At 30.0% G+C, this 11,796-nt stretch carries 13 protein-coding genes; 9 read left to right on the top strand and 4 right to left on the bottom strand.

What is annotated here, in order from left to right; genetic code table 11:
* The 7 genes from ACGHJ8_RS09690 to ACGHJ8_RS09660 all read left to right on the top strand — a co-directional run bounded on the left by ACGHJ8_RS09690 (window position 1) and on the right by ACGHJ8_RS09660 (window position 5,822).
* Window positions 1–228, top strand: coding sequence for a phosphopantetheine-binding protein (locus tag ACGHJ8_RS09690; protein ID WP_087297983.1), 228 nt, complete (start codon window positions 1–3; stop codon window positions 226–228).
* A 127-nt stretch (window positions 229–355) separates the two neighbouring features.
* Window positions 356–649 (top strand): DUF5301 domain-containing protein, encoded by a 294-nt coding sequence (locus ACGHJ8_RS09685; protein ID WP_211965334.1) that lies wholly within the window; start codon window positions 356–358, stop codon window positions 647–649.
* A 122-nt stretch (window positions 650–771) separates the two neighbouring features.
* A complete protein-coding gene (locus ACGHJ8_RS09680) occupies window positions 772–1,530 on the top strand; it encodes a MurR/RpiR family transcriptional regulator (protein ID WP_390540049.1) in 759 nt (252 codons plus the stop codon).
* A 9-nt stretch (window positions 1,531–1,539) separates the two neighbouring features.
* A complete protein-coding gene (locus ACGHJ8_RS09675) occupies window positions 1,540–2,556 on the top strand; it encodes a CapA family protein (RefSeq protein WP_211963645.1) in 1,017 nt (338 codons plus the stop codon).
* Window positions 2,557–2,647: 91 nt separating this feature from the next.
* Window positions 2,648–4,060, top strand: a complete 1,413-nt coding sequence (locus tag ACGHJ8_RS09670; RefSeq protein WP_211963646.1) for an ROK family protein — start codon at window positions 2,648–2,650, stop codon at window positions 4,058–4,060.
* 62 nt (window positions 4,061–4,122) lie between these two features.
* A complete protein-coding gene (gene fmt / locus ACGHJ8_RS09665) occupies window positions 4,123–5,073 on the top strand; it encodes a methionyl-tRNA formyltransferase (RefSeq protein WP_249191424.1) in 951 nt (316 codons plus the stop codon).
* A gap of 251 nt (window positions 5,074–5,324) precedes the next feature.
* The gene (locus ACGHJ8_RS09660; RefSeq protein WP_390540046.1) at window positions 5,325–5,822 is read left to right on the top strand and encodes a GyrI-like domain-containing protein; all 498 of its coding nucleotides are present in this window, start codon (window positions 5,325–5,327) and stop codon (window positions 5,820–5,822) included.
* Between the two features lie 222 nt (window positions 5,823–6,044).
* Here ACGHJ8_RS09660 and ACGHJ8_RS09655 read toward each other — a convergent pair whose 3' ends face one another.
* Complete coding sequence (locus ACGHJ8_RS09655; protein ID WP_129737113.1) at window positions 6,045–6,206, bottom strand: transposase domain-containing protein; 162 nt, start codon at window positions 6,204–6,206, stop codon at window positions 6,045–6,047.
* Window positions 6,207–6,400: 194 nt separating this feature from the next.
* On the opposite strand from ACGHJ8_RS09655, the gene ACGHJ8_RS09650 reads away from it, so the two are divergent.
* Window positions 6,401–6,793 (top strand): DUF6431 domain-containing protein, encoded by a 393-nt coding sequence (locus ACGHJ8_RS09650; RefSeq protein WP_390540044.1) that lies wholly within the window; start codon window positions 6,401–6,403, stop codon window positions 6,791–6,793.
* Here ACGHJ8_RS09650 and tnpB read toward each other — a convergent pair.
* From tnpB to ACGHJ8_RS09635, 3 genes are all read right to left on the bottom strand, one after another.
* The gene (gene tnpB, locus ACGHJ8_RS09645) at window positions 6,759–6,926 is read right to left on the bottom strand and encodes an IS66 family insertion sequence element accessory protein TnpB (protein ID WP_390542430.1); all 168 of its coding nucleotides are present in this window, start codon (window positions 6,924–6,926) and stop codon (window positions 6,759–6,761) included. The genes ACGHJ8_RS09650 and tnpB overlap by 35 nt on opposite strands.
* Window positions 6,927–6,952: 26 nt before the next feature.
* Window positions 6,953–7,216 carry an IS66 family insertion sequence element accessory protein TnpA gene (gene tnpA / locus ACGHJ8_RS09640; protein ID WP_390540042.1) on the bottom strand — a complete coding sequence of 88 codons (264 nt, stop codon included), beginning with the start codon at window positions 7,214–7,216 and terminating at the stop codon, window positions 6,953–6,955.
* Between the two features lie 603 nt (window positions 7,217–7,819).
* Complete coding sequence (locus ACGHJ8_RS09635; protein ID WP_249191384.1) at window positions 7,820–8,629, bottom strand: PocR ligand-binding domain-containing protein; 810 nt, start codon at window positions 8,627–8,629, stop codon at window positions 7,820–7,822.
* A 114-nt stretch (window positions 8,630–8,743) separates the two neighbouring features.
* Between ACGHJ8_RS09635 and ACGHJ8_RS09630 the strand changes: the two genes are divergently transcribed.
* Window positions 8,744–11,695, top strand: a complete 2,952-nt coding sequence (locus tag ACGHJ8_RS09630; protein ID WP_390540040.1) for a glycoside hydrolase family 2 TIM barrel-domain containing protein — start codon at window positions 8,744–8,746, stop codon at window positions 11,693–11,695.
* The last annotated feature ends 101 nt before the right edge of the window (window positions 11,696–11,796 follow it).

The following is an 11,796-nucleotide window of genomic DNA, read 5'->3' as shown; positions in this document are numbered from 1 at the left end:
ATGGAAAAATTATTAGAATTATTAGAAGAAATTGATGGTGATATTGATTTTAGAGAATGTCAGACATTGATTGATGATGGTGAATTGGATTCATTTGCAATCTTAGAAATTGTAGCTGAAATCAATGATACGTTTGATGTTCAGATTGGAGCTTCAGATATCGTTCCAGAAAACTTTAATTCTGCAGAAGCTATGTGGAAAATGATACAAAGATTAAAAGATGAATAGAAAACATGAATATATTTATAAAAAAAAGAATGAAAGCAACAGCAATTATAATGCTTATTATTGGCATTTTATATGGAATGTATATATCTAGAACCACTTATCAGATTGAGGTTCCTCAACTAAAAAAATAAAAAGTATCGTTTTAATTCAAAAAAAGACCATTCAGGAATTGACCGATCAAGATGCAATAGCTGATATTGCTACTCTCTTGAAAGGGAAAAAAACTCAACAAGAGAGTATTAATAATACTCCTTTCAATGTTAGTCAAAAGATTAGACTTGAGTTTCATTCAAAATATGGTGACATAACTTTTATCTATCTTTATAAGAAAGATAATCAATATTATATAGAGGAACCTTACAATGGTATTTATCAGATGAGTGAGGATGAATATAACAGTATTACTCGTTATCTTAGATAAGAGTAGTGTGTATGTTAGAGGCATGAGTGCCTCTTTTTGTATGGATTGATTTATTTTATAGTGGGAGAAAGATTAGTTTTCATTCTTGTTTTGTTGTATAATAGAAAAAAGGGGTGGAAAGGATGGAAATATTAATATCACGTATTTTAAAATATTTAAATGGCTGCTTAAATGATGATCATATGTATCGTATTGGTAGCTTTGTGGTTAAACATTATAATGAAATCTGTCAATATGATTTAGAACAATTTATCAAATCATCAAAGTGTTCTCAAGAAGAAGTGCAAGACTTTTTTTATCATCTTGGATTTCATTCTTATGAAGAGTTTCATCAACAGCTTATCATTGATAAACAAATTCGTTTGGATCAGATCAATGCCAGAATGTTACATACTTCTGTAGATAAGTTTTTATCACATTTAAATATTAAATTTTCTAAAGAAGAGTTTTTACATACCATTGATCAGATTTGTGATTTGATTTTTCATGCAAAAAGAGTTGTTATTGTGGGAGCACTATATCCAAGCAGTATTGCGGTTGATTTTCAGACCGATTTGATTACATTGGGAAAAGAAGTAATCGAATATCATCATTTTGATAAACGTTTTGCATTTTCTGATGATGATGTTGTCATTTTTATCACAGCAACAGGATGTACAATGGAACAAAATGCGAAAAAAATGGTCAATCAGCATCTATGTGATGCCTATGTTGTGCTGATGACTCAAAATATGAAATATGTTCAATTCGAAAATGTCTGTCCTGATTACGTTGTTCATGTTTTAGGAACATTTGATGGTTTGGAATTTAGCTATCAGACAATGATGATTTTAGATTTATTAAGAATCAGATATTATCAAAAATTTTATGAGGAAGAATAAGTGGGAGTTATGAAAAAAAGAGTACAGTATTTTTTAGCATTGACAACTATTTTGATGATGACAGCTTGTCAAAGTCAACAACAGACATCACAAGTTGATGAAGAAAAGCAAGTAGAGATTCAAGAACCAGAAGTGAAGAAGACAGAAATAACTTTATCATTTGTTGGTGATATCACTTTAGGAAATTATATTGGACAGGGTTATGAAGGATCTTTTGATCAGGAATATGAAAAACAGAATCAAGATAGTGCTTATTATCTCAAGAATGTTAAAGATGTTTTTGAAAAAGATGATTTAACGATTGCCAATCTAGAAGGTCCACTCACAACAAGCCAAGATTATGCTGAGAAAACTTTTGTTTTTCAGGGGAAACCTGAATATGTTGAGATATTGACTGATGGTAATATTGAGGCTGTGACATTAGCTAATAATCATTCTAAAGATCATTTTGAACAAGGTATGACAGATACTAAGGCAATTTTGGATGAAAAAGGAATCAGGCATTTTGGCTATGATGAAAGTTGTATGATTGATGTGAAAGGAATTCAAGTGGGATTTTTAGGTTATGCTTTTCCATATGAACTCACTGCTGAAATGAAAAAAGCAATAAGTGATTTAAAAGCTCAATGTGATATTGTGGTTGTTTATTATCATTGGGGTATTGAACGTGATAAGGCACCAATGGAATCACAACGCAGTTTAGCTAAACAGACAATTGATGCTGGAGCGGATTTAATTATTGGTTCTCATCCTCATGTCTTACAGGGAATTGAAACATATAAGGGTAAGAAGATTGTTTATAGTTTAGGGAATTTTTGTTTTGGTGGGAATAAAAATCCTAGTGATAAAGATACAGTGATTTATCAGCATACATTCTCATTTGAAAATAATGAATTGGTTCAAGAAGAACATGAAGTGATTCCATGTATGATATCATCTGTATCATCACGTAATAATTATCAGCCAACAATTGTAGAGGGTGAGGATGCCAGTCGTGTTTTAGAAAAAGTGAATGAAATCAAATAGCATGAATTCATGCTATTTTTTGTTTAAGGGTTTTATTTGATAATGGTGAATGATACAATATGATTAACAAATATCAAAGTGAGGAAAATATATGGATACTGAGAAAAAGGAATTGGATTTTGATTTTCAATCATGGATTAAAGAACAATATAATGATGATTATCAGATTGTAGAAGATAATGAATCTTTAATCAGATTAGTTACGGATTATGGAGAGGCTTCTATTCGTTTTACTGTTATTGAACAAAGCACAATTGTAGAGTTCTCTATTGTTTCTAAAAAAGATGATTCAGTGAAATTCTATCTTCATTTTGAGTTGAATGATGAAAATCATGCAAAACAATTATTTGATGAAATGGTAGAAACATTAGTTGGCTTAAAAAATGAAAAAACTTTACAAGTTCTTGTATCATGCTCATCTGGTTTGACAACGTCTATGTTTGCAGAGAACTTAAATAGTGTGGCAGGAATGTTAGGGTTGGATTATCATTTTGATGCTGTTTCTTATTTAAGTATTTATGAAGAAGTTGAAAAATATGATGTGGTTTTGATTGCACCACAGATTGGTTATATGTTGAATCGTTTAAAAGAAAGTTTAACAGATAAATTAGTCCTTCAGATTCCCACAACTGTTTTTGCTTCATATGATGCGCCAGGGGCTTTAAGATTTCTACAAAATGAACTTGAAGAGTATTATACTAACAAAACACAGGAAGCTCAAAAACATCATACGCATTGTATAGAATATGAAAATCGTATTTTATCTATTGTGATTTCTAATAATAAGGCACAAACAAGAATTTATTATCGTTTGAGTGATCATTGTGAAATTATTGATCATAATATGATTATCAAACCTTCTTTAAATGTTTATGATCTTTATGATATTATTGATACTGTTTTATTAAAACATCAATATGTAGATATGATTGGTATTGCAACACCAGGAATTGTTAAAGATGATCAACAGTTAAGAAATTCACCTGATGAAAAAATTCTGGATATAAAAAATGAATTTGAAAAGAAATATGGAATTAAAGTTTTAGTATGTAATAATGCTAATGCTGCAGTTGTGGGATTTTCTTTGGAACATCCTGAATATCAAAATATTATCTTTCACTCACAACCATTTGGTTTTGGTGTAGGAGGACAAGGTATTATTTCTCATGGTCAGATTGTGACAGGAAGAAATGGGGTTGCTGGAGAAGTTCGTTATTTTATTCATCGTATGCAATTTTCTGATGAATGTGCAAAACTGGCATGGACGCAAGAAGGTGTATTAGAGCTTGTAACAAAATCATTATTACCTTCAATATGTATTATGGGACCTGAAGCAATTGCTGTGTACTCACCTATGACAAATGATATGAATGAAGTCAGAAATAAACTCTTATCATTTATTCCTGAAGATTATATGCCAGAGCTTTATTCAATTAAAGAAATGAGTCCATATATGCTAGATGGTCTTACAAAACTATGTGTCAATGATTTAAAAAAGAATTAAAAAGATTGTATAAAATGGAAAAATAGCCTAATATTATAAGATAGTGAAAGTGAGTGAATGAAATGAGAGAAAGAATTGTATTTATGGGAACAGCATCATTTTCGTTGGCTGTTTTGAAAATGCTGATAGAAGAGGATTACAATATTGTTGGTGTTGTCACTCAGCCTGATCGTTATGTGGGTAGAAAAAAAGTTTTGACAATGCCAGATGTAAAAGTAGAAGCTTTAAAATATGATATTCCTGTTATTCAACCCGCACGTATTAAAGAGGATTATCAGGCGATTGTTGATTTAAAGCCAGATTTAATCATCACTGCGGCATATGGTCAGATTGTACCACAGGCTGTTTTGGATATTCCTCGTTTAGGATGTATCAATGTTCATGCATCATTGTTACCATTATATCGTGGGGGTGCACCAGTACATCAGGCTATTATTGATGGACAAGAGAAAACAGGTGTCACAATTATGTATATGGTCAAAAAAATGGATGCTGGAGATATGATTGCCCAAAAAGAAACACCTATCTTAGAAGAAGATACAGTGGGTATTTTATATGATCGTTTAAGTGATTTAGGTGCAGAATTATTAAAAGAAACATTACCAGATATTTTAAAGGGAACAAATCAACGTATACCTCAAGATGAAAATCTAGTGACTTATGCGCCCACTCTTTCTAGAGAAGATGAACGTCTTGACTGGAATATGTCTGCTCGACAAGTTTATAATAAAGTTCGTGGAACAAATCCATGGCCAGGAAGTTATACAACTTATCAGGGAAAGACTGTTAAAATCTGGGCAGGACAGGTTCATCAATGTGAAAATGCGATGAAACATCATGCTCATCAGGATAATGGAACGATTGTCAAGATTTTTAAAGATGCTATTGGAGTTAAAGTGAATGATGGCGTTTATCTGATTACAGAATTACAATTAGAAGGTAAAAAAAGAATGTCTGTTAAAGATTATTTAAATGGACATTGCATTTTTGAAGTCGATACAAAGTTTGAATAAAACTTTGTATTTTCTTTATAAAGAGCTTGTATATTAATAAGAATCATAAAAAGGAAATGGAGATTATTATGATTTAAAATATATCCATATGTAGATTTTTCATAGCTGTGTGATTCAATAGTAGTAAACTTTTTAAATCAATAGTGAACTTTCTATTTTTTATTCCATTTTTATGATATTCTATTTTTAAGAGAAGTTATTGCATAAGAAAGCAACAATGTTTTAACAATGATCATTCAAGGAGGAAACATATGGATTATAAAATAGTTCAAAAAGAAGCATTTCGTTTTGTAGGAGTCAGTAAACGTGTATCACTTCAATTTGAAGGTGTGAATAATGAAATTGTACAATTAGGAAGTGAAATAACAGAGGAACAAAAAAGAGAGTTGCATCAACTACAAAATATGGAACCGTATGAAATTGTGAATGTATCTTATGATTCTGATACTGATTTTCTGGAAGAAAAAGGACAACTGACACATATGATTGGTGTCTTAACGACATGCGTTGATATCAGTGATCAATTTGATCAACTTTCAGTTCCTTCGCTGACATGGGTAGTATTTCCAAATGAAGGACCATTCCCATCAACTTTACAAAACACAATGGCAAGTATTTATGCTAAGTGGCTTTCAACTTCTGATTATGAATTGGCATATTCATTATCATTTTCTTTTACAAAAATGGATGAACATCAAGATCATTATGCCTACAGTGAGGTTTGGATTCCTGTTCAATTGAAAAAATAAGAAAATAGAAAAGTTTAAGCAGTTTATTGGAATGATAAACTGCTTTTTATATGATTCTATTTTTACGTAGTGTTCTTTTTATCTCTTTTTCCAATAATGAAAGGTAAGCGTAAAATAAAAAAGCCCTATTATCAATCAACGACATTGATTATAATTAGAGCTGTAATAAATTGACAATTTATATATGTATGATTTACAGGACACGACTAAAAGATCGTATCTCTACGATTTTTTAGTCAGATATGTATTATCAGGCAATTCTTTTGACCATGGCATATAATTATCAAGGGCTTCTTCATCATTGATATCTATTTCTGTCAATGATGACAAAAGATAGTTAAAATATTCATAGGGATTGAGATTGTTTAGCTTTGCAGTTTCTATAAGTGAATATAAGGCAGCGCTTGTCTGTTCTCCCTGAACCGTATTGGTAAACTGTTGAATGCCAAATTAAATAAAAAGAAAAATAAAGAAAAAGTCTTATCAAAGTGAATGAATAAGAAATAATCACTTTAAATGATAAGACTATTTTAGTATGATAATAGTTGGAAAGGAAAAGGATAAAGCCTCTCACGCCAATGCTAGCCTTTATCCTCTGTTCAAAGAACACTTATATGATAACCTATTACTCAAACACATTCAATCAAAACTTTTCTAAAATGCAAACATTTTATAATGAATGTCTTGAAGATCTTAATATCGCTTCTCTAGAATGTTCATGTCATCACAAAGGACATCTTATCAAGCATGGCTTTTATACGCGTAAAATCAAAACACCAGATGGCATCATTCCCCTTAAAATCCAAAGATTCAAATGTAAGCATTGTCATCATACACATGCATTTTTACTATCTATCATTATTCCTTATAGTCAAATTCTATTTCATGACACTCTATCCATTATTCGCTCAAATACTATGCAGGATTTAAATCAGCTTATGATTGAGAACCCAAATATAGATGAATCTTGATGCGATTTCTTGATCGGTTGGTAAAGATGAAAAGGCTGTAATCAAGGACATTCATCTGGAATTGAGAATGCACAATGAGTGTCAGCCCATCTATCGACTTGCGCATATCCACGAAATGCGTTGAAACGTAGATATTCTTGACTTCATCAGCGTTGATGATTATTTGAGAGCACCAATGACCTTATCAAGAAATGCAGGATCAAATTCAATACAATGACCATCAATGGTCATTGATATATTGGGGTGGGCATCATCCACAACCTCGACAGGAACAAATAAATCACTTTGAAGTTCATCATTTTCCAGTCGTCTTTTTGACTTATAGAAAGAAGACACACAGATATTGTTCTGTCTGCAGAATTCCTTGACAGTCAAAGTGCTTTCCTTTTGACTATTTATGATTTTTTTCCAATCATATTGCATATAGTAAGTACCTCCTTTTTTATTGTACTTACATTTTAAATGAATATCCGCAGTCTTGTTAGTGCCTTTTCATTTGTCGCTTACAAAATAAATGAGAATACGTAAAAGATTGTGTAAGTAAATAACGACAAAGTATGACAACCATTTAAATTGTTATATGTTCTTTATATTATAATTGTACCCATATTATTTTTTGATTATACTATAATGTATTCAATTGTTTAATGAATTTGTTGAATGAGGGTAAGCGTAAGGTTGACTAAAAATTTAGTATCATGGAATTATGGAGCAATCCTATATACAAAGATGTGATTTGCATCTTTTTTGTCTGGTTATAATAATCTTTTTTTGCATTATTTGTTTTTTATTGTAAAACCTCTTTTTTACTTTCGTTTTTCTTTCCTTAAAGATATTGGATATTTTTTTAACAATACATAGTTTTGTTGCTCATTATGGAAGTATTTTTAAATCTATTAGCTACTTATAATATAATCTTAACTCTTGAATTTACTGACCAAATACTTCAATTATATTATAAATACCAACATAGAAATGTACCATATGTGTGTAACTATTTTTATTTGATAGGTGTGGTTCGATAAACTAAAGTGAATTTTTTTTGTCTGTTGGACTTAAAAGATACTTTTTCTTGAATGCTTTAGAAAAATAATTGGCATCATTAAAACCGCATTCAATAGCAATATCCTGTATAGTTTTATTTTTATCCTTTAACAACTCCATACTCTTTTTTAATCTATACTCCAAAAGAAATTGATGAACAGTAATTCCATATTTAGATTTAAAAGTGTTGATTAGAGTAGATTTGGAAACATAAAAATATTTACACAGCCAATCAATTGTTATATTTTGATTATAATTATTTACTAAGTATTTATGCACTTCTTCTGCTAGATTTTTTGATTTTGACTCAAGACGATTAGTCAAAGTTATATATTCTGCAACAATATTGACAACACCTGCAAAAGCTATGATTTGTTCTTGAGAGTGAAATGAAATGTGATCTATAGCTTCATCAATCACATCAGAATCTAACAAATATTCGATAGCTTTTCTTTTTATTAGATTTTTGTTATATTCAGTATCTGTTAATGTTTGTCCCATCATAAAAAATCCAGATAAAACACCATATGTATACAAAGGCACACAAGCTTCATACAGTCCAAAATGACATCTATAGATATAAATCTCTCCTGCATTTTTTACATGTTCAAATGCTTTTTTATCACAAGCATGACATAATTTTAATACTTCTGGTTTTGATTTTACCAGTTCACAAAAAGGAGAATTTTTTTCTGGGTAAGATGTCACTAAGTTACCATCTAAATCAAAAATAGATAAATTTAATCCAAATACAAGATATAAATCTTTTAACATGACTTGTAACTTATTCATAATATCCTCCAAAAGTATAAATTAACACTTTATTACCTATTATTATACTTTATTCCATTCGAAAAAGAATATTTTTTTTATAAAATAAATATAGAAATTATGGAGGATATAAAGATGAATATGAACAAAGAATGGATTAAAGATCCAAAGGTATTTCAAATAGGTAGATTAGATCCTAAAGCTTCTTTAAAAGTGTACAGAAACAAAGAAGAAATGGAACGCAATCAAAGCAGTTTATCGGTATTGTTGAATGGACAATGGAAATTTGAATATGCTGAAAGCATAGAAGAAACAAATGATAAATTCTTTGAAAAAGACTATGACTGTTCGAATTGGAAAAATATTCAAGTTCCAGGACATTTGCAGTTACAAGGATATGGAAAACCAATGTATGTGAATCAAACATATCCATGGTCTGCAAGTGAGCAAATTGTTCCTGGGGAGATTCCACACTATAATCAGGTAGGTAGCTATGTACGATATGTATCATTAAATAATGAACAGTTAACAAATAAAGTTCATATTAGATTTAATGGTGTTGAATCAGCGTTTGCATTATGGATTAATGGATATTTTGTGGGTTATAGCGAAGATAGTTTTACACCTTCTACATTTGATATTAGTGAATTTATTGTTGAGGGTATTAATAAGATTGCCGTACAAGTGTATAGATTTTGTAGTGGTAGTTGGTTAGAAGATCAGGACTTTTGGAGATTCTCAGGTATCTTTAGAGATGTTGAATTACTGTTTATACCAAAAACAAGTTTGGAAGATTTGAAGGTAGTGACTTTATTAAAAGAGAATTACACAATGGCAACTGTAAATCTTGATTTTTCATTAGCAGGTAATTTAAATAATAGTGAAATCAAGGTGACTTTGTACAATGGGTTAGAAATTGTTAAACAAATTTCTTTAAAAGGTGAAAAAGAAGTACATGTATCATTTGATGTCAATAATCCAAAATTATGGAGTGCTGAATCAGCATATTTATATCAATTAGTAGTTGAAGTTTTATCAAATGGACAATTGAGTGAAATATGTAAACAAGCTATTGGTATAAGAGAATTTAGAATTATTAATGGTATTATGTGTATTAATGGAAAACGTATTGTGTTCCATGGAGTAAACAGGCATGAATTTTCACCTAAAACAGGACGTGTCATTTCATATGAAGAAACAAAAAGAGACCTTCAAATCATGAAAGAAAATAATATTAACGCTTTAAGAACATCACATTATCCAAATAATACATTTGTTTATGATTTGTGTGATGAACTAGGATTATATTGTATTGATGAAACTAACTTAGAAACACATGGAACATGGAGTGATAGTTTTGATCCTAGTCTATTCTTACCAGATAATAAAGAAGAACAATGGTTAGATAATGTTTTGGATCGTGCAAATTCAATGTATGAAAGAGATAAAAACCATCCTTCAATTATTATATGGTCATTAGGAAATGAATCTCGAGGAGGATCAGTTCTTCAAAAAGAAGCTGATTTCTTAAGAGAAAAAGATAATACAAGAGTTATCCACTATGAAGGATTATCTCATGATAGAAGATATCCAAATACAAGCGATATTGAAAGTCAAATGTATACATTTGCGATAGACTGTGAAAAGTTTATTGCAGAACATACTGAAAAACCATTTATCCTTTGCGAATATGCTCACTCTATGGGAAATAGTAATGGGGCATTATATAAATATATAGAATTAGAAAAGAAACTACCATTATATCAAGGCGGATTTATATGGGATTTTGCGGATCAAGCCTTATATGATGATGAAGGTGTTTTACGATATGGTGGAGATTTCAAAGAAAGACCATCAGATTATGATTTCTGTGGAAATGGAATTGTTTTCGCAGATAGAACAATAACACCAAAGATGCAAGAAATTAAATATTGTTATCAGTATATTGATTTTGATATTAATGAGAGAATCATCACCATTACTAATCGTTATCTATTTACAAACTTAAATCAATTTAATTTTAGTATTGAATTATATTGTGATGGAAAATTAAAGGAACATGTACGTAAAGTAATTGAATTAAAACCTGATGAAACAACTGTAATTGATAATCCATTTAATAATATAGACAATCATCATAGATGTCACGTTGTAGTAAGAGTCTATGATGAAAAGAATCATGAAATAGCTCATGATCAATATTTATATCCATATCATCAACAAATGACACATGCACATTCAAAAGTATCTGTCATTGAAGATTATCTCAATATTGGTGTAGTAGGAAATGGGTTTGCGATTAAATTCGCTAAAAATAAAGGATTAACTTCTATGAAATATGATGATGAAGAAATGATCAGAGTTATGCCTAGACCTCAATTCTTTAGAGCTTCTACAAATAATGATGTAGAAAATAAATATGGTTATAGATATGCAGCGTGGTTACCAGCGAGTATGTTTGCAATAGTAAAATTTGTTAAAATTGTGAGAAATGAAGAGTCATGTGAGGTTCATTTTGATTATCAGTTACCTAATCTAGGAGAAGAAAATGTTCATGTTATCTATACAGTTTATGGTGATGGTGAAGTTGTTATTGATATGTCTTATATGCCATCAAGCAAATATATTGAAATGCCAGCATTTGGTATGATGTTTAATCTATATAGAGAATATGATCATGTGAAGTATTTAGGTTTTGGACCAGAGGAAAACTATATTGATAGAAATAAAGGGGCTTTATTAGGAGAATATGAATATGATGTTTTAGAAAATGTAACACCTTATTTATATCCTCAAGAATGTGGAAATAGAACAAAAGTCAATCATATTATCATAAGTAATGGTAAAAACGATTTCATAATTAAAGGAGAAGATTTAGAGTTTTCTGCTTTACCATATACTCCTTTTGAATTAGAAAATGTTAAACATCAAGATGAATTACCAGTACCTTATCAAACAGTTGTTTGTGTTTATGAAAAACAAATGGGTATTGCTGGTGATGATACTTGGGGAGCAAGAACACATGACGAATTCTTATTATCGAATAATGAAAAACATCACTTACGTTTATCTATTAAGGGAAAATAAAGAAAATGAAAAACAAATATACAGTACTTTTGTGCCAATATGGCTTTTGGTACTGTCATTTTAATATAAAAATCATTTAGTGTATAAAATAGAAAGTAATA

Source organism: Massiliimicrobium timonense (assembly GCF_042850985.1).
GTDB lineage: Bacteria > Bacillota_I > Bacilli_A > Erysipelotrichales > Coprobacillaceae > Allocoprobacillus.
This window is presented reverse-complemented; position numbering and strand designations above follow the sequence as displayed.